The sequence below is a fragment of the Streptomyces sp. NPDC001816 genome (genome assembly GCF_042892235.1).
Lineage (GTDB): Bacteria > Actinomycetota > Actinomycetes > Streptomycetales > Streptomycetaceae > Streptomyces.
In genome coordinates this window covers 188,905-205,692 of sequence record NZ_JBIATY010000012.1, presented here as the reverse complement: position 1 = coordinate 205,692, position 16,788 = coordinate 188,905, and the positions used below count along the sequence as shown (strand labels likewise).

At 71.1% G+C, this 16,788-nt stretch carries 17 protein-coding genes; 7 read left to right on the top strand and 10 right to left on the bottom strand.

The genetic code is table 11. From position 1 onward, the window contains the following. Positions 1-107 precede the first annotated feature (107 nt). Positions 108-686 (top strand): TetR/AcrR family transcriptional regulator, encoded by a 579-nt coding sequence (locus tag ACFYZZ_RS34800; RefSeq protein ID WP_389184748.1) that lies wholly within the window; start codon positions 108-110, stop codon positions 684-686. Between the two features lies 1 nt (position 687). Here ACFYZZ_RS34800 and ACFYZZ_RS34795 read toward each other — a convergent pair whose 3' ends face one another. The 3 genes from ACFYZZ_RS34795 to ACFYZZ_RS34785 are packed head-to-tail and all read right to left on the bottom strand — an operon-like array spanning position 688 to position 3,485. Continuing rightward, a complete protein-coding gene (locus tag ACFYZZ_RS34795; protein WP_389184745.1) occupies positions 688-1,962 on the bottom strand; it encodes a serine hydrolase domain-containing protein in 1,275 nt (424 codons plus the stop codon). Between the two features lie 48 nt (positions 1,963-2,010). Further along, a complete protein-coding gene (locus ACFYZZ_RS34790; RefSeq protein WP_389184743.1) occupies positions 2,011-2,937 on the bottom strand; it encodes a dioxygenase in 927 nt (308 codons plus the stop codon). 32 nt (positions 2,938-2,969) lie between these two features. After that, a complete protein-coding gene (locus ACFYZZ_RS34785) occupies positions 2,970-3,485 on the bottom strand; it encodes a hypothetical protein (RefSeq protein WP_389184740.1) in 516 nt (171 codons plus the stop codon). A 143-nt stretch (positions 3,486-3,628) separates the two neighbouring features. On the opposite strand from ACFYZZ_RS34785, the gene ACFYZZ_RS34780 reads away from it, so the two are divergent. Then, positions 3,629-3,973: a cupin domain-containing protein gene (locus ACFYZZ_RS34780; protein ID WP_389184738.1), complete on the top strand. Its 345-nt coding sequence runs from the start codon at positions 3,629-3,631 to the stop codon at positions 3,971-3,973. On the opposite strand, the gene ACFYZZ_RS34775 is transcribed toward ACFYZZ_RS34780, so the two are convergent. Next, complete coding sequence (locus tag ACFYZZ_RS34775; RefSeq protein ID WP_389184735.1) at positions 3,963-4,967, bottom strand: LacI family DNA-binding transcriptional regulator; 1,005 nt, start codon at positions 4,965-4,967, stop codon at positions 3,963-3,965. The genes ACFYZZ_RS34780 and ACFYZZ_RS34775 overlap by 11 nt on opposite strands. Before the next feature lie 155 nt (positions 4,968-5,122). Between ACFYZZ_RS34775 and ACFYZZ_RS34770 the strand changes: the two genes are divergently transcribed. Then, positions 5,123-6,283 carry a Gfo/Idh/MocA family protein gene (locus tag ACFYZZ_RS34770; protein ID WP_389184732.1) on the top strand — a complete coding sequence of 387 codons (1,161 nt, stop codon included), beginning with the start codon at positions 5,123-5,125 and terminating at the stop codon, positions 6,281-6,283. Here the strand turns inward: ACFYZZ_RS34770 and ACFYZZ_RS34765 are convergent. Then, a complete protein-coding gene (locus tag ACFYZZ_RS34765; protein ID WP_389184729.1) occupies positions 6,264-7,295 on the bottom strand; it encodes a LacI family DNA-binding transcriptional regulator in 1,032 nt (343 codons plus the stop codon). The genes ACFYZZ_RS34770 and ACFYZZ_RS34765 overlap by 20 nt on opposite strands. Before the next feature lie 142 nt (positions 7,296-7,437). On the opposite strand from ACFYZZ_RS34765, the gene ACFYZZ_RS34760 reads away from it, so the two are divergent. The 4 genes from ACFYZZ_RS34760 to ACFYZZ_RS34745 all read left to right on the top strand — a co-directional run bounded on the left by ACFYZZ_RS34760 (position 7,438) and on the right by ACFYZZ_RS34745 (position 12,382). Next, the gene (locus ACFYZZ_RS34760; protein ID WP_389184726.1) at positions 7,438-8,214 is read left to right on the top strand and encodes an SDR family oxidoreductase; all 777 of its coding nucleotides are present in this window, start codon (positions 7,438-7,440) and stop codon (positions 8,212-8,214) included. A 39-nt stretch (positions 8,215-8,253) separates the two neighbouring features. Continuing rightward, on the top strand, positions 8,254-9,258 hold the full coding sequence (locus tag ACFYZZ_RS34755) for a Gfo/Idh/MocA family oxidoreductase (RefSeq protein ID WP_389184723.1): 1,005 nt from the start codon (positions 8,254-8,256) through the stop codon (positions 9,256-9,258). 90 nt (positions 9,259-9,348) lie between these two features. Beyond that, the gene (gene sigJ, locus ACFYZZ_RS34750; RefSeq protein WP_389184720.1) at positions 9,349-10,254 is read left to right on the top strand and encodes an RNA polymerase sigma factor SigJ; all 906 of its coding nucleotides are present in this window, start codon (positions 9,349-9,351) and stop codon (positions 10,252-10,254) included. A gap of 16 nt (positions 10,255-10,270) precedes the next feature. Continuing rightward, a complete protein-coding gene (locus ACFYZZ_RS34745) occupies positions 10,271-12,382 on the top strand; it encodes an MMPL family transporter (RefSeq protein WP_389184717.1) in 2,112 nt (703 codons plus the stop codon). 79 nt (positions 12,383-12,461) lie between these two features. Here ACFYZZ_RS34745 and ACFYZZ_RS34740 read toward each other — a convergent pair whose 3' ends face one another. From ACFYZZ_RS34740 to ACFYZZ_RS34720, 5 genes are all read right to left on the bottom strand, one after another. Continuing rightward, a complete protein-coding gene (locus ACFYZZ_RS34740) occupies positions 12,462-12,653 on the bottom strand; it encodes a hypothetical protein (protein ID WP_386577871.1) in 192 nt (63 codons plus the stop codon). Between the two features lie 94 nt (positions 12,654-12,747). Next, complete coding sequence (locus ACFYZZ_RS34735; protein ID WP_389184714.1) at positions 12,748-13,656, bottom strand: sugar phosphate isomerase/epimerase family protein; 909 nt, start codon at positions 13,654-13,656, stop codon at positions 12,748-12,750. A gap of 1 nt (position 13,657) precedes the next feature. Next, a complete protein-coding gene (locus ACFYZZ_RS34730; protein WP_389184711.1) occupies positions 13,658-14,569 on the bottom strand; it encodes an ATP-binding cassette domain-containing protein in 912 nt (303 codons plus the stop codon). 6 nt (positions 14,570-14,575) lie between these two features. Next, a complete protein-coding gene (locus tag ACFYZZ_RS34725) occupies positions 14,576-15,652 on the bottom strand; it encodes an ABC transporter permease (protein ID WP_389184708.1) in 1,077 nt (358 codons plus the stop codon). Beyond that, on the bottom strand, positions 15,652-16,671 hold the full coding sequence (locus ACFYZZ_RS34720) for a sugar ABC transporter substrate-binding protein (RefSeq protein WP_389184705.1): 1,020 nt from the start codon (positions 16,669-16,671) through the stop codon (positions 15,652-15,654). Before ACFYZZ_RS34720 ends, ACFYZZ_RS34725 begins: the two co-directional genes overlap by 1 nt. Positions 16,672-16,788 lie beyond the last annotated feature (117 nt).

Genomic DNA, 16,788 nt, shown 5'->3' with positions numbered 1-16,788 from the left:
CACTGCTAAAGTGGAGGTACCCCTCCACTGTAGCGGAGGCATACCTCCGGTTCAAGCGGATCGGAAGGGTTCCTCCGGTTCAATCGATTCCCTTCCGGGAGGCAGCAGTGACGGCCACGCCGTTCCCCGTCAGCGAGATCGTCGCGACCCGCCGGCCGCACCGTAAGGATGCGGCCCGCAACTACGACGCGCTGCTCGCGGCCGCCCGCGAGGCGTTCGCCGAGCACGGCGCGGAGGCCTCCCTGGAGGACATCGCCCGCCGGGCCGGCGTCGGCATCGGCACCCTGTACCGGAACTTCCCCACCCGCCGCGACCTCTTCGAGACCGTCTACGCGGACGAGGTCAACGCCCTGTGCCGGGCGGCCGTCGAGCTGGCGGAACGGGAGCCGTGGGAGGCCCTGACGGCCTGGCTGGACCGCTTCGCGGGCTACATGGTCACCAAGCGTGCGGTCCGCGAGGCCCTGGACGACGAGTCGGACATCTTCATGGCCTGCCGCGAGTCGATGTACGCGGCCGGCGGCCCCCTGCTGGAGCGCGCCCAGAAGGCGGGCGTGGCCCGCGCGGACATGGACTTCGGCGACCTGCTGCGGATGGTCGCCGGCATCACGGCGACGGTGTTCGAGAACGAGGCCCAGCGCGACCGGGTGCTCGCGATCGCCCTGGACGGGGTGCGCACCGGCCGCTGAGTCAGCCGGTCAGCTGGTGGTCGGGGGCGAGGGCCGCCGCGATGCGCTCGGTGATCGTCTGGGCCGTGTTGCCCTCGGGCGCCTTCTTCCCGACGGTCGTGGACACGGCGATGGCCAGCCGCTGCGCCGGCAGGTAGGCCTGCACGGCCGCGAACCCGGCGAAGGACGGATTCTGCAGGATCCAGCCGTTCTTGACGACGACGCCCACCCCGAAGTGGAAGTCCTCGGTCTGCTTGAAGCACACGGTGGCGGGGCAGCTCGCGGTTGGCGCGCCCAGGCCGACGGTGCCGGGGTTCAGCTGCACCTGGTAGGAGCTGCGGGAGAGCAGTTGTCCCGAGCCGATGCCCTGGGCGGAGCGGGCCAGATCGCAGATGTTCGTGGTCTGTACGGCGCCGGGTGCGGTGGTCCAGGACGGGTCCCAGTAGGTGGCGTCCTCGTAGGGGCCGCGTTCGTCGTCGTAGGCGTGCAGTACGGGCGCCGGGATCTCGGGCGTGAAGCCGTTGCTGGTCTCGTCGAGCCCCAGGGGATCCATGATGTGCTCACGCAGCAGCTTGTCCAGCGGGGTTCCGGTGATCTTCTCCAGGGCGCGGCCGAGCAGCACGAAGTTGGCGTGCGAGTAACTCCAGCCGGTGCCGGGCTCGTACCAGAGGGGATGGGCGAGGGAGAAGGCGACCAGTTCCTGCGGCGTCCAGTGCTGGAACGGGTCCGCGTAGAGCTGCTTCACGAAGGCCGGGTCGGTGACGTAGTCGTGCAGGCCCGAGGTCGAGTCGCCGAGCATCCGCAGAGTGATCCGATCGCCGTGCGGCAGGTCCGGCAGCCAGCGGGAGACGGGATCGTCCAGGCCGACCCGGTGCTCGTCGACGAGTTGGAGCAGCGCCGTGCCCATGAAGGCGATGGCGACCGAGCCGGACCGGAAGTGCATCGCCGGGGTGGCCGGCACGCCGTTCATCGAGTTGCCGTCGGCGAAGGTGGCCACCTCCCGCCCGTCCTGCGTGACCCGGACCAGCGCGGCCTTCAGATCGAGGTCGCTGCGCGCCTTGCGCACGATGTCGAGGATCTGGCCGGCCGTGCCAGCGGGCTTGCCCGCAGTGGCGACGCAGCCGTTGTCCGGGGGCGGGGCGGCCGCGGCCGTCGTCGTCTGCAGCGTCGCGGCGAGCAGCGCGGCGGCGCACAGGGCCGCCGTGCGGGCGCGGCGCGAGGGTGACCGCCGCACGCCCCGGGAGACCTGCGCGTCCCGTGCCGCGTCGGAAGCCGTACGGCCCACCGCGCCCAGCATGTTTCCAGGGTGCCCCCGTCCCGTCCGGCCCGCAGCACGAGGGGCGTCTCACTCGCGTTCCAGTACGAGGTCGAAGCGGGCGTGCCGGAAGGGGTTCGGTACGCCGAACTCGCGGGCCAGGGACGGATCGTCGGTCGGGGTGAAGTCCTTGACCAGGCTGTCCTTCACGGCGAACACCGCGTCCGAGTCGAGGTGGGCGCCGCCCGCCACGAAGATGTGGGTGGTGACCGGGGCGTGGCCGTCGGCCGTCGCGATGAAGTGGATGTGGGCGGGCCGGTAGGGGTGGCGGCCGGAGGCCTTGAGCAGGGTACCCACGGGTCCGTCGGTGGGGATCGGATACGGGCTGGGCACGCAGGTGCGGAACCAGAAGGCGCCCTCGGCGTCGGTGGTGAACAGTCCGCGTCCGTTGCCGGGGGGTTGGGCGTCCGGGCGCTGCACGTCGTAGAAGCCGTGCGCGTCGGCCTGCCAGACGTCCACGACCGCGCCGGGCAGCGGGGTGCCGTCGGCGGTGCGGACCCGGCAGCTGACCACGCAGGGTTCGCCGTCGCCCACCAGGTCGATACTGTCGCCGAGTTCGCGGTCCGGGGACTGTGTGAGGTGGAAGGGGCCGAGGACCGTCGACTCGGTGGTGCCGGGCGCGCTGTGGCCGTGCAGCGTCTCGACCAGCATGGACAGGCCGAGGACGTCCGACAGGAGGATGAACTCCTGCCGGGTGTCCGTGCAGGCCTGTCCCGTGGCCGTGAGGAAGCCGACGGCCTGCTCCCACTCCGTCTGTGTCAGCCGGGTCTCGCGGGCGAAGGCGTGCAGGTGCCGGACGAGGGCGGTGAGCAGGTCGCGCAGCCGGGGGTCGGCGGTGGCGGACAGGCTGTCGACGGCCTGGCGGGTCACGGCGTCGACGGCCGCTTCGGATGCGGTGGTTGTGCTCACGGCTTCTCCGGTCGCGGCTGCCGCGGCTACGGCGTCTTCGGTGGTCATACCGACTCCATGCCCAGCAGCACTCCGGTCGCCTACTTGATGACCGCGTTGGCCACGACCACGACCACCCCGAGCACCGAGTCCACCAGGCCGATGCCGACGGCGGCCGGCCAACTGCGCCTCGACCAGCGGGCGGTGACCAGGCCGAGGGCGAAGAGGATCGCGATGTTCAGGGCGAACACCGGGTACTCGACGCCGCTCGGGGGCCACCAGCCCCAGCCCGCGCCCGCGAGCAGGAACACCGTCGGTACGACGGCCATGACCAGCGGCCACTCGTCGACGAGGGTGCGCAGGACGTCCCAGCGGCGGTGCGGGGAGCGCTCGGCGATGTAGTGGGCGTAGCCGTGGGCCAGTGCGGAGGCGCATGCGGTGACCAGCAGCCAGAGGGCGTCGTAGCGGCGGTCGGCGGCGGAGCCGTGGCCGTACTGGGTGAGCGCGGCGACCATCGAGCTGGCCAGGACGGCGCCGTAGACCCCGCCGAACAGGACGGCCTCGCGCGTGGTGTGCTGCCGGTGCGGCTCGGCGGCGACCGCCGTGGAGTCAGCCATGCACCCCACGATCACCCGCGCCCCGGGCCGCCGCCAGTTCGCGCGGCCGGTCCGCGCGGCCCGACGAAGTGTCCTCCCACCAGGCCCGATGCCGCACACTCTGTCGACGGTCGGACGGCGCCGGCGCTGGTTAGGGTCAGCCCATGACGCACAGCTTCGCGCTCCACATCCCGGGCGCCGACCTCGAGCCCGAGCCCCTCGACCCGGAGCAGATCGTCTCCGGGAACCCGGAGGTGACCGGGAAGGTGGTCTGGGAGTCGGCGGACGGCCGGCAGATCCGCGGGATCTGGCAGATCACCCCGGGCGTGGTCACCGACACCGAGGCGGACGAGCTGTTCGTGGTGATCAGCGGGTCGGCGACGATCGAGGTCGAGGGCGGGCCGACGCTGCGGGTGGGTCCCGGGGACATGGCGGTGCTGCGCGCGGGCGACCGTACGACGTGGACCGTGCACGAGACGCTGCGCAAGGCGTACGCGATCAACCTGTGAGGCGGGGCGGCGCCGCCGTCGTGCCTCGGATCTCCAGGGTCGGTGCGGCCAGATGCAGTCGCCCCTCGCCCTCCGGCCGCTCGAAGCGGTCCAGGAGGCAGCGGGCGGCGCGCCGGCCGACCTCGTGCGGGGCGGTGTCGACGGTGGTCAGCCAGACGTGCCGCAGCCGGGAGATGCTGGTGTTGTCGTACCCGGCCACCGACAGGTCGCGCGGGACGGTGAGGCCCAGCTCCCCGGCCGCCGAGAGCGCACCGACCGAGGCCATGTCGTTGACGGCGAAGACCGCCGTGGGCCGCTCCGGGCGGCTGAGCAGCCGTACGGTGCCCCGGTAACCGCCCTCCTCGGTCAGGTCGCCGGGTTCGACCAGCGGTTCGGCGCCGTGCGCCCGCATGGCCTCCTCGAAGCCGCGCCGCCGCAGCTCGCCGACGGCGCCGTGGCCCGCGAGATGGGCGATCCGGCGGTGGCCGAGGCCGAGCAGGTGCTCGGTGGCCAGCCGGGCCCCGAGTTCGTCGTCGCCGGCGACGACGTCCACACCCGGCGGCTGCGGCTCGCGGGCGCCCGCCACGACCACCGGAATCCGCCGGGCCAGCGCGCCGAGTCCGCCCGCGTCCGGCACCGTCCCGACCACCACCAGGCCGTCGGCTCCCAGGTCCAGGAAGGGTTCGGCGAGGTCGTGGCCCATGCGCCGGTTCAGCCGGGCGTCGGCGAGCAGCATGTGCAGGCCGGCCGCGTGCAGCAGGGAGTTCAGGCCGTCGAGCAGGTCGACGAACCAGGGGTTGCGCAGGTCGTCCAGCAGGACGCCGACCGTGCGGGTGCGCTGCTCGCTGAGGCTGCGCGCGGCGGCGTTCGGCCGGTAGCCCAGGTCGCGCACTGCCTTGAGGACGGCGTCCCGTTTCTCGGCACGCACCTGGCCGGAGCCGCGCAGCACCAGCGAGACCAGCGATTTCGACACTCCGGCTCGTTCGGCCACATCGCGGATCGTCGGCGGTCTCATGGGATGGACCGTTCCATGTGGTGTGCCGGGCTGTCAAAGGGGTGACACGAAACCGTTCTCGCTACCGTTCTCCCCGACCGAAGGGTTGACGCGCGCGCCATGTCCGTACAAAGGTGGCTCGGACAGTATGTGGACCGGTCCAAAGAGGGGCTGTCATGGTGGATGCTCTCGGTGTCGCCGTCGTCGGGTTCGGCTGGATGGGGCGGGTGCACACCCAGGCCTACGCCCGCGTCCGGCACCACTATCCGCAACTCGCCCTGAGGCCCGAGCTGGTGGCGGTGGCCGAGGAGGTGCCGGGCCGGGCCGAGGAGGCCGCCGAGCAGTTCGGGTTCGCCTCCGCCACCCGCGACTGGCGTGCGGTGGCCGCCGACCCGCGGGTCCGGGCCGTCAGCGTCACGGCGCCCAACTTCCTGCACCGGGAGATCGGCGTGGCGATGGCCGAGGCGGGCAAGCACCTGTGGATCGAGAAGCCGGTGGGTCTGACCGGCGAGGACGCCCGCGCGGTGGCCGACGCGGTCGCCGAGGCCGGGGTCCAGGGCACGGTCGGCTTCAACTACCGGAACGCGCCCGCCGTGGAGGCCGCCCGCGACCTGATCGCCTCCGGTGAGATCGGCACGGTCACACATGTCCGCATCCGTCTGTTCAGCGACTACGCGGCCCATCCGGACGGCGCTCTGACCTGGCGGTACGAGCGGGAGCGCGGCGGCAGCGGGGTGCTCGGCGACCTGGCCTCGCACGGCGCCGACCTGGCCCGCTTCCTGCTCGGCGACATCGCCTCCCTGACCGCCGACACGGCGGTCTTCGTCCCGGAGCGGGCCCGCCCCACGGGCGCCACCGCCGGTCACGCGCTGGCCTTTGGTGGCGAGCCGGGCCCGGTCGAGAACGAGGACTACGTCAGCTGCCTGCTGCGCTTCGCCTCCGGCGCCCGCGGCGTCCTGGAGGCCTGCCGGGTCTCGGTCGGCGAGCAGAACAACTACGGCTTCGAGGTGCACGGCACCCGGGGCGCGGTGTTCTGGGACTTCCGCCGGATGAACGAGCTGGCGGTCAGCCGCGGTACGACGTACCAGGACCAGCCGGTGAGCACGGTGTACGTCGGCCCGGGCGACGGCGAGTTCGCCGCGTTCCAGCCGGGCGCGGCCAACGCGATGGGCTACGACGACCTGAAGGTGATCGAGGCGTACCGCTTCCTGCGCTCGATCGCCGAGGGCCGGCCGTACGGCGCCACCCTGGCCGACGCGGTGCACAGCGCGGCCGTGCTCGACGCGATGGCAGTGTCGGCCGAGAGCGGGGCGTGGGTCAGCCTGCGGACGCCGTAGGCATGTTGTAGGGCGTGACCACCTGGATCGCGGACGGCAGGGTGGGTCCCGCCGGGGGCAGGGCGCCATGGGCGCGCATGACGAGATGGCAGGCCTCGCGCATGTCCTGGCGCAGGTCGTGGTGGAGCACGGCGGACAGGCGGTGCTCGCGCAGCAGCCGGGTGTTGTCGTGGTCGAGGTCGTGCGCGACGAACACGGCGCACGCGCGGCCCAGGTCCTCGAAGGCCCGCAGCGTCGCGATGTTGCCGCCGCCGATCGAGTAGACGGCCCGGATCTCCGGGTCCCGCTCCAGGGCGGCCCGGACCAGGTCGTACTGCGTGGCGTCCAGGCCCTGCCCCTCGGTCAGCTCCACGAGCACGCGGCCGGGGTGCCCGGCGCGCATGGCGCTGCGGAAGCCCATCTCACGCTCCTCCTCGTTGCGGAAGAAGCCGCTGCTCAGGCTGGTGAGGACGTTGCCGGGGCGGTCGCCGAGCCACTGGCCCATGAGGTAGGCGGCGGTGGCACCGGCCGCGCGGTTGTCGATGCCCACGTAGGCGAGCCGGCCGCTCGCGGGCAGGTCGGTCACCAGGGTGACGACCGGTATGCCGGCCACGGTGAGCCGGCCGACGGCCGCAGTGACCTCGGGTACGTCCGGGGCCTTGAGGATCACCCCCTGGGAGCCGCGCCGGGCTATCCGGTCCAGGATCCTGACCAGCTCCCCCACCGGCGCGGTCTCCCGGAAGTGGAAGCGGGAGCGCAGCACGGCCGGGTGCAGGGAGGGCAGTTCGGCCTCCAGGGCGGCCCGTACGGCCGTGGTGAACCGATCGGGCGCCTGGATCACGATGTCGACCATGAAGGTGCGGCCGACGAGCCGGACCTGGGTGCGCTGCCGGTCGAGGTCGGCGATGGCCCGGTGCACCTCGTGCGCGGTGCTGGCCCGCACCCCTCCCCGTTCGTTGAGCACGCGGTCCACGGTGGCCTCGCTGAGGCCGGCCTGACGGGCGATCTCGCGGATCGGGAAGGGGTGGCCCACGGCTCGGCTCCTTGAAGGGTTTTTGATGGATCGCTGCCGGTTGTTCGAGGGGTTTGTACTGACAAGAATGACAGCACGGCGTCGCCCCGGGAACGGAAGAAGGACGACGATGTAGCGCGAGAGCTGAAAGAACAAGGAACTCATGGGACTTCTCGACGACAAGGTCGTCCTCGTGAACGGCGGCAGCCAGGGCGTCGGCGCGGCGATCGCTCGGGCCGCCGTGCGTGAGGGCGCCTCGGTGGCCGTGACCGGGCGCCGCCCCGAACCGGGCGAGGCCCTGGTGGCCGAACTGTCCGCGGCCGGCGGCAGGGCGATGTACATCCAGGCCGACCTGTCGGACGCCGACCAGGCCAAGGCCTCGGTGGCCGAGGTGGTCGACGCCTACGGCCGGATCGACTGCCTGGTCAACTCGGCGGGCCTGACCTCACGCGGCACCCTGCTCGACACGACACCCGAGCTGTTCGACGCGCACATCGCGGTCAACCTCAAGGGGCCGTTCTTCGCGATGCAGGCGGCGGTGGCCGACATGGTGGCGCGGAAGGCGCCCGGCACGATCGTCAACATCATCACTTCGTCGGCGCACGGCGGGCAGCCGTTCCTCGCGCCGTACGTCGCCGCCAAGGCCGGCCTGGTGGGCCTGACCCGCAACGCCGCGCACGCCCATCGCTGGGACCGGATCCGGATCAACGGCCTGAACATCGGCTGGACCGCGACGGAGGGCGAGGACGCCACCCAGCGCGCCTTCCACGACGCGGGCGACGACTGGCAGGAGCAGGCCGCCGCCCGGCTGCCGATGGGCAAGCTCGGCCGGCCGGACGAGATCGCCGACTTCGTGGTCCTGCTGCTGTCCGACCGGTCCGGGGTGGTCACCGGTTCGGTGATCGACTGGGACCAGAACGTGCTCGGCGGCCTCGACTAGCTCTCTCTTTCAGCCCTCGCACCTAGGAGCTGCACCCTCATGCGCATTGGAATCCTCGGCCTCGGCCGCATCGGCGCGTTCCACGCCGAAACTCTCTCCGGGCTCGACGCCGTCGAGTCCCTCGTCGTCACGGACCCGTTCGCGGACGCGGCCAAGGCCGCGGCCGAGCGGTTCGGGGCCGAGGTCGCCGACTCGCCCGAGGCGCTGCTGGCCGCCGGCGTGGACGGCATCGTCGTGGCGGCCGCGACCGACGCCCATCCGGCGCTGATCCGGGCGGGTGTGGAGGCGGGCGTCCCCGTCTTCTGCGAGAAGCCGGTCGCCCGCACCATGGCCGAGGGCGTCGAGGTGCTCAGGGCCGTGCAGGGCAGCGACGTGCCGATCCAGATCGGCTACAACCGCCGCTTCGACGCCGGTTTCGTCGCCGCACGGGCCGCGGTGCAGGCCGGCGAGCTGGGCAAGCTGCACACGGTCCGCTCGACGACCCTGGACCCGGCGCCGCCGCCGGCCGCATACATCGCCGCCTCCGGGGGCATCTTCCGCGACTGCTCCGTCCACGACTTCGACATCATCCGGTGGGTGACCGGCCGCGAGGTCACCGAGGTGTACGCGGTGGGCGGCAACCGGGGCGCCGACTACATCCGGGAGGCGGGCGACGCCGACACCACCGGCGCGATCCTCACCCTGGACGACGGCACGATCGCGGTGGTCTCCAACTCCCGCCACAACGCCCGCGGTTACGACGTCCGCATGGAGCTCCACGGCTTCGCCGACTCGATCGCGGTCGGCCTGGACGACAAGCTCCCGCTCCGCTCGGTCGAACCCGGCGTGACCTTCCCGGCGGGCACACCGCACGACTTCTTCATGGACCGCTTCACCGAGGCCTACCGCGCCGAACTCACCGCGTTCACCGAGGTCGTGGCCGGCACCCGCCCCTCCCCCTGCACCATCGAGGACGCCCTGGAGGCGGGCTGGATCGCCGATGCCTGCACCCTGTCCCTGCACGAGCACCGACCGGTGACGATCGCGGAGGTGCGGGGGGCCTGAGATCTGGATCACATCCCGTGAGTGAATGTCACACTCCGGGTGCCCGGGGCGCTCTCAGTTCGGAAAGCATCCGCGACGAGAGGCCCCGCGATGTCCGACACCGCGACACAGGTGTTCCACGACCACCGTGAACTGCTGTTCTCCATCGTCTACAACATGCTCGGCAGCGTCGCCGACACCGAGGACGTGCTCCAGGAGACCTGGCTGTCGTGGACAGCCAGGAAGCAGGCACCGAATGCGGAGCCGATCGACAACCCGCGCGCCTACCTGGTGCGGATCGCCGTGAACCGGGCCCTCGCCCACCAAGCCACCGTCAGCCGCCGCCGCGAGACCTACGTCGGGCCGTGGCTGCCCGAACCGCTCATCGGCCCCCTCGCCGACACTCCCGCCCCGGACGATGCCGCCGATGGGGCGGTGCGCGCCGAGTCGGTGTCGATGGCGCTGCTGGTGGTCCTGGAAACCCTCACTCCGCTGGAGCGCGGGGTGTTCGTCCTGCACGAGGTGTTCGGCTACGCCCACACCGAGATAGCGGACATCCTCGGCCGCAACCCCTCGGCGATTCGCCAGCTCGCCCATCGCGCCCGGGAGCACGTCCACGCGCGACGCCCCCGCTACGAGCCCGACCCTCAGGTCCGCCGGCAGGTGACCGAACGGTTCCTGGCCGCCGCGCTCGGCGGTGACCTGGACGCCCTCCTGAGGATCCTGGCACCGGAGGTGACCCTGTGGGGCGACGCCGGAGGCAAGGGCCGGGCACCGGCGGGCCTGCGGCCGCTGCACGGCCGGGACAAGGTCGCCCGTCTGCTCGCCGCTGCCGCCCCCCACTCCGGCAAGGGCCTCGACATCGCCTACCGCACCGTCAACGGCGCCCCGTCGGCGCTGCTGTTCGCCGGCGACACCCTCTACGCCGTCCTCGTCCTCGACCTCACTGCGGACGGCGACCAGGTGTGCGGGATCTATGTCGTCGCCAATCCCGACAAGCTCGCTCACGTCGACTGAACGCCGAGGAATCCACATGGTGCGCAAACTGGCGTCCCTGCCCAGTGGCAGGGTGGCGAAATGGGTCGTCCTGGCACTCTGGACGCTCCTGCTGGTCCCGGCCCTCCTGCTGGCCGGCAAGCTCGGTGACGTAGAGGAGAACGACAACTCGGCCTGGCTGCCCGGCAACGCGGAGTCGACACGGATCCTCGACCGGGCCGAGAAGTTCCGGCTCGCCGACACCCTGCCCGCGATCGTGGTCTACGACCGGCCCGGGGGTGTCACCCCTGCCGATATGGCCAAGGCCCGAGCCGACGCCGAGGCCTTCAAGGGCATCAAGAACGTCGTGGGGCAGCCGCAGGGCCCGGTGCAGGCCCAGGACGGCAAGGCCGTCCAGACCGTGGTCCAGGTACGCAAGGACAGGACGGGCTGGGAGGGAATCGGCAAGGTCGTCGACGCGATGAGCAGGGTCGGCGAGGCGAACGCGGGCGGTCTCGGGTTCCATGTCACCGGACCGGCCGGGTACGCGTCGGACTCGATCAAGGCGTTCAGCAAGGGCGGCGGTCTGACGACGATCACCGCGGCGGTGGTGGTCGTGATCCTGCTGCTGACCTATCGCAGCCCGGTGCTGCCCGTGCTGCCGCTGCTGACCATGGGCGGCGCCCTGGTCACGTCGGAGGCGGTGATCTACCTGCTGGCGAAGAACGCCGGACTCACCGTCAACAAGCAGACCAGCTTCATCCTGACGGTGCTGGTGTTCGGCGCCGCCACCGACTACGCGCTGCTGCTCGTCTCGCGGTACCGGGAGGAGTTGCGGCGGCACGAGGACCGGCACGAGGCGATGGCGGAGGCCCTGCACCGCTCCGGTCCGGCGATCGTCGCCAGCGCCGCGACCGTCGCGGTCAGCCTGACGCTGCTGATGCTGGCCACCCTCAACTCCACCAAGGGGCTCGGGCCCGCCTGCGCCATCGGCGTCCTCGTCGGGCTGCTCGCCATGGTCACCCTGCTGCCGGCCCTGCTGGTCATCTGCGGCCGCTGGATCTTCTGGCCGGTGCGGCCGTCGTACGGATCGGCCGGTGCGACCGGGGACGGCATCTGGACGCGGGTCGGCACCGCCGTCTCGGGCCGGCCGCGGATCGTGTGGATCGGCACCGCGCTCGTCCTCGGCGCCATGGCGACCGGACTGTTCGGGCTCAGGGCCGACGGGCTCTCCAACACGGACCAGTTCACCGGCAGACCGCAGACGGCCGTCGGCGAGGAGATCCAGTCCAGGCACTTCCCGGCAGGGTCGGGCGACCCGGTCTACGTCGTGGCCAAGGCCGCCTCGGCGCAGCGGGTGCGGGCCGCGCTGTCCGGCGTACCGGGAGTGGCCGACGTGTCGAGACCGAGGGTCGTCGCCGGTGAGGCCATCCTGCTCGGGGAACTCGAGGACGACCCCAGCGGTACGGCCGCGCTGCGCACCGTCGAGCGGGCCAGAACCGCGGTCCACCGGATCGGTGGTGCGGACGCCCAGGTCGGCGGCAACACGGCGGTCATCCTCGACACGCGGGAAGCGGCCGCCCGCGACTCCGCGGTGATCATCCCCATCGTGCTGGTGATGGTGTTCCTCATCCTCGCGCTGCTGCTGCGGGCGATCGTTGCGCCCCTGCTGCTCATGGCGACGGTGGTGCTGTCGTTCGCGGCGGCCCTCGGCGTGAGCAGTCTGATGTTCGACCACGTGTTCCACTTCGCGGGGGCGGACGCCTCCTTCCCGCTGCTGACGTTCGTGTTCCTGGTCGCGCTGGGCATCGACTACAACATCTTCCTGGTCACCCGGGTGCGCGAGGAGGCGCTGGTGCACGGCACCCGGCGCGGCGCGCTGACGGGTCTGTCCGCCACCGGGGGTGTGATCACGTCAGCGGGTCTGGTGCTGGCCGGTACTTTCGCGGCGATGGCCTCGCTGCCGCTGGTGTTCGCGGCCGAGCTCGGGTTCGCGGTGGCGTTCGGCGTGCTGCTGGACACCGTGATCGTCCGCTCGGTGCTGGTCACCGCGCTGACCCTGGACGTGGGTCGCTGGATGTGGTGGCCCAGCGGGCTGTTCAGGCGTCACGACGACCCCCGGCCGCCGTCGGGCACGTCCGACCCCGAACCCGCACTCGCGGGCGCCTGACCACGCACCGTCATGGGCCTTCCGGCTCCGGCCGGAAGGCCCGTTCCACAGGACGCGCCGCGCTGGAACGGCGTCTGCGTCAGCCGCAGTACCGGATCAGCCACTCGTCCGCGTTGTACGTGTCCCGCGCCGGGTCCGGCAGGGTGGCCGGCCTCGTCTCCACCGTGTCCTCCGGGCGTATCCGCTCGGGCAGCCGGCTGAAGCGGCCTGGGGTGTCGGCCGCCTCGGCGGCGTGCTGGGTTGTTTCGCGGAGTTCCGTGCGGTGAGCCATGTGGTCCGTCCTCCCGTACTCGCGGGCGTTACCCGTTGTCGGTCAGAACGCGCGCACGCCACCGTTCGTTCCCGGCAGGTCCGGGCCGAACCGCTCAGGCCCCGCACGACCTCAGGAACCTGCGTGTCCGCACCGCGATCGGCAGCGGCTTGTCCGGCTCGCACGGGTACATGTCCTGCTCGACGATCGCGAACAGTTCCACGCCGAGCCGCTGCGCCGCCTCCAGCACCGGCCCCAAAGCGGGGACACCGGAGGGCGGTTCGCACATCACGCCCCGCTGCACCGCGGGGCCGAACGGCACCTCGTTCGCCACGACCTCGGCGAGGATCGCCGGGTCGACCTGCTTGAGGTGCAGGTAGCCGATGCGCTCGCCGTAGGTCTCGATCAGCTTGACGCTGTCGCCGCCGCAGTAGGCGTAGTGCCCCGTGTCCAGGCAGAGGTTGACCAGCTCGGTGTCGGTCGAGTCGAGGAACCGCTCGACGTGCTCCTCGGTGTCGATGTGCGTGTCGGCGTGCGGGTGCACGACGAGTTCGAGGCCGTACGTCTCCTGCACCTCGTGGCCGAGCCGTTCCATGCCCTTGGTCAGGTGCGCCCACTGCTCGGCCGTCAGCTCCGACGGCTCCAGGATCTCGGCGGTCTTGTCGTCCCGCCAGAAGGAGGGGATGACGACCAGGTGCCGCGCGCCCATGGCCTGGGTGAGGGAGGCCACCTGGCTGACGTGGGTCCAGGTCTCCTCCCAGACGGACGGGCCGCGGTGCATGCCGGTGAAGACCGTACCGGCCGACACCTTCAGGTTCCGCCGCCCCAACTCGTCCGTGAGCCGGGCCGGGTCGGTGGGGAGGTAGCCGTAGGGGCCCAGCTCGATCCAGTCGTAGCCGGCCTCGGACACCTCGTCGAGGAAGCGTTCCCAGGGGACCTGCTGCGGGTCGTCCGGGAACCACACGCCCCAGGAGTCGGGGGCGGAGCCGACCCGGATGCGGTCGAGCGGAGACGGGTTCGCCATGTCAGGAGGTCCCTTCCGAGGGGGTCGCCACGGGTGCGGTGAGGTCCTCCTCCTCGGGGAGTTCCTCGACGTCGACGCCGCGGACCTGGGCCAGCTCGTGCTTGAGCGCGGCGAGTTCGGCGCCGCCGGCCATGTGGTTGGTCAGCTCCTCCAGGCTGACCTCGCTGCGGTCGGCGCTGAGTTCGAGGGTGCCCAGGCGCAGCACGCTGAAGTGGTCGCCGACCATGTAGGCGTGGTGCGGGTTGTGGGTGATGAAGATGACGCCGAGGCCGCGGTCGCGGGCGGCGGCGATGTACTTCAGCACCACCCCGGACTGCTTGACGCCGAGGGCGGCGGTGGGCTCGTCCAGGATCAGGACGCGGGCGCCGAAGTAGACGGCGCGGGCGATGGCCACGCACTGGCGCTGGCCGCCGGAGAGCGTGCCGATGGGCTGCTCCAGGTCGTCCAGGACGATGCCCATGTTGCGCAGTTCCCGGTCGGCGGTCTTCTTCATCGTGTCGATGTCGAGCCGGCGGACGGGCCAGGGGCCCCGGGTCACCTCGGAGCCGAGGAAGAAGTTCCGCCACACCGGCATGAGGGGGACGGTGGCGAGGTCCTGGTAGACGGTGGCGATGCCCTTGTCGAGGGCCTCGCGCGGGCTGTTGAAGCGCACCGGCCGGCCGTCGACGAGGAAGTCGCCCTCGGTGTGCTGGTGCAGCCCGGAGATGATCTTGATGAGGGTGGACTTGCCGGCGCCGTTGTCGCCGAGGACGCAGGTCACCCGGCTCGCGTGGACCGTGAGGTCGACGCCGTGCAGGGCGCGGATGTTGCCGTAGGACTTGCCCGCGCCGCGCAGTTCGACGAGGGGGCCGTCCTCGGCGGGGGCGGTGTCCTGGAGGACGGCGCCGTGGGTTCCGGTTCCGTTGCTTGTCATCGCGTCTTACCTCCGGGTCGCCGTGCGCTGGACCCACAGATTGATCAGGACGGCGCCGAGCAGCATCACGCCGAGGAAGGCCTTGAACCAGTCGGGGTTCCAGCCCGCGAAGACGATGCCCTGGTTGACCATGCCGAACATGAACGCGCCGAAGACGGGGCCGATCGCGGAGCCGGAGCCGCCGGTGAGCAGACAGCCGCCGATGACGGCCGCGGCGATGTAGATCAGCTCCTGGCCGACGCCCTCACCGGACTGCACGGTGTTGAACGAGAAGAGGTTGTGCATGCCGATGAACCAGGCGCCGAGGCCGACCAGCATGAACAGGGTGATCTTGGTGAAGTTCACCGGGACACCGACGGCACGGGCGCTCTCCTTGTTGCCGCCGACGGCGAAGATCCAGTTGCCGTACTTGGTGCGCAGCAGCAGCCAGGTGGCCAGGGCCGCGAAGGCCAGCCAGTAGAAGACCGTGATCTTGACCTCGACGCCGCCGATGTCGACGGAGGACGCGAAGATCTTCTTCGCCTGGTCGAAGCCGTCCATGTTGCTGATGTCGTCGGTGGCGACGTTGTCGGTGATCAGCTTGGTCACGGCCAGGTTGGCGCCCTGGAGGATCAGGAAGGTGCCGAGGGTGACCAGGAAGCTGGGCAAGCCGGTCTTGACCACCATCCAGCCGTTGAAGGCGCCGACCGCGAGCGAGGCGAACAGCGCGACGATCACGCCCACCCACACGTTCATCGTCAACTGGTAGCTGATCATGCTCGCCACGAGCGCGGAGCTGATCACGGCCACACCGGACGACAGGTCGAACTCGCCGCCGATCATCAGCAGGGCGACCGGGAGAGCCATGATGCCGATGGTCGAGGACTGGTAGAGGACCGTGGCTATCGAGCTGCCCTGGCGGAGCGAGGGCGCGGCGATCAGGAAGAAGATCAGGACGGCCACAGCGCCCAGGAAGACGCCCACTTCGGGGCGGGCCAGCAGCCGGATCACCAGCGGGCGCCGGGCGGTACGCCCGTCGGTCTGTTCGGGGCCGGACGCCGGCGGCCTCCCGACCGCCGGCTCAGCCTGCTGAGTCATGCTCATCACCGGGTGCCCTTCGCGGCGAACTGGGCGATCTGGTCGACGTTGGACTTGTCGACGAAGGCCGGGCCGGTCAGCACCGGCTGCTCGCCACCGCCGCTGTAGTTGCCGTTGTTCTTGTACAGCCACAGGGAGTCGATCGCGAGGTAACCCTGCAGGTACGGCTGCTGGTCCACCGCGAACTGGATGGTGCCCTTCTTGATGGCACTGGTCAGCTGGTTGTTCAGGTCGAAGGTGGCGACGTTGGCCTTGCTGCCGGCGTCGCCCACCGACTGCACCGCGGTCAGCGCGAAGGGGGCGCCCAGCGTGACCACGTAGTCGATGGCGCTGTCCTGCTTCAGCTTGGCCGTGATCGTGGACTTCACGGACGGCATGTCGGTGCCGTTGACGTACAGCGTCTCAGTCTTGCCGGAAAACGTCTTCTTCACGCCGTCGCAGCGCTGGGTGAGGCCGACGTTGCCCTGCTCCTGGATCACGCAGACGGCCTTCTTGGCGCCGACCTCGTTCAGCTTCTTGCCGAACGCCTCGCCCGCCACCGTCTCGTCCTGCCCGAAGAACTGCAGCAGACCGAGCTTCTTCCAGTCGCTGACCCCGGAGTTCAGGCCGACCACGGGGATCTTCGCCGCGCCCGCCTTGCCGACCACGCTCTTCATGGCGTCCGGCTTGGCCAGGGTGATCGCTATGCCGTCGACCTTCTGGTCGATCGCGTTCTGCACGAAGTTGGCCTGGTTGCCGGCGTTCGGGTCGGCGGAGTAGATCAGCTTGATGTTGTCCTTCGCGGCGGCGGCCTCCGCGCCCTTGCGGACGATGTCCCAGAAGGTGTCGCCCGGCGACTGGTGGGTGACCAGCGCGACCGTCATCCGGGGAGTGTTGGCCTTGCCCGCTGAGGCACCCGACCCTCCCTCTTCGGCCTTCTTCCCCCCGGAGCTGCTGGAGCAGCCGGCGAGGGTCAGGGCTGCCGCAGCGGCCACGGCGACAACGGGGGCCAGTCTGCGGGGGCGGGAGTGCGAAGAGCGGTCCATCTGTCCTGCACCTCACTGTGCTACGGGGGAAGGGACGCTGTTGCGTTGGGACGGGATACAAGCCCCTGCAGAGCCCGCTGTCAATACTTTGTTAAGACATCATTTCACAAGCAGGTC

Excerpts from the sequence above, each read along its gene's own strand:
- ACFYZZ_RS34730 (WP_389184711.1), bottom strand. The coding sequence starts at position 14,569 with ATGACAAGCAACGGAACCGGAACCCACGGCGCCGTCCTCCAGGACACC.
- ACFYZZ_RS34785 (WP_389184740.1), bottom strand. The coding sequence starts at position 3,485 with ATGGCTGACTCCACGGCGGTCGCCGCCGAGCCGCACCGGCAGCACACC.
- ACFYZZ_RS34755 (WP_389184723.1), top strand. The coding sequence starts at position 8,254 with ATGCGCATTGGAATCCTCGGCCTCGGCCGCATCGGCGCGTTCCACGCC.
- ACFYZZ_RS34780 (WP_389184738.1), top strand. The coding sequence starts at position 3,629 with ATGACGCACAGCTTCGCGCTCCACATCCCGGGCGCCGACCTCGAGCCC.
- ACFYZZ_RS34735 (WP_389184714.1), bottom strand. The coding sequence starts at position 13,656 with ATGGCGAACCCGTCTCCGCTCGACCGCATCCGGGTCGGCTCCGCCCCC.
- ACFYZZ_RS34790 (WP_389184743.1), bottom strand. The coding sequence starts at position 2,937 with ATGACCACCGAAGACGCCGTAGCCGCGGCAGCCGCGACCGGAGAAGCC.
- ACFYZZ_RS34760 (WP_389184726.1), top strand. The coding sequence starts at position 7,438 with ATGGGACTTCTCGACGACAAGGTCGTCCTCGTGAACGGCGGCAGCCAG.
- ACFYZZ_RS34740 (WP_386577871.1), bottom strand. The coding sequence starts at position 12,653 with ATGGCTCACCGCACGGAACTCCGCGAAACAACCCAGCACGCCGCCGAG.
- ACFYZZ_RS34725 (WP_389184708.1), bottom strand. The coding sequence starts at position 15,652 with ATGAGCATGACTCAGCAGGCTGAGCCGGCGGTCGGGAGGCCGCCGGCG.
- ACFYZZ_RS34795 (WP_389184745.1), bottom strand. The coding sequence starts at position 1,962 with ATGCTGGGCGCGGTGGGCCGTACGGCTTCCGACGCGGCACGGGACGCG.
- ACFYZZ_RS34745 (WP_389184717.1), top strand. The coding sequence starts at position 10,271 with ATGGTGCGCAAACTGGCGTCCCTGCCCAGTGGCAGGGTGGCGAAATGG.
- sigJ (WP_389184720.1), top strand. The coding sequence starts at position 9,349 with ATGTCCGACACCGCGACACAGGTGTTCCACGACCACCGTGAACTGCTG.
- ACFYZZ_RS34770 (WP_389184732.1), top strand. The coding sequence starts at position 5,123 with ATGGTGGATGCTCTCGGTGTCGCCGTCGTCGGGTTCGGCTGGATGGGG.
- ACFYZZ_RS34720 (WP_389184705.1), bottom strand. The coding sequence starts at position 16,671 with ATGGACCGCTCTTCGCACTCCCGCCCCCGCAGACTGGCCCCCGTTGTC.
- ACFYZZ_RS34775 (WP_389184735.1), bottom strand. The coding sequence starts at position 4,967 with ATGAGACCGCCGACGATCCGCGATGTGGCCGAACGAGCCGGAGTGTCG.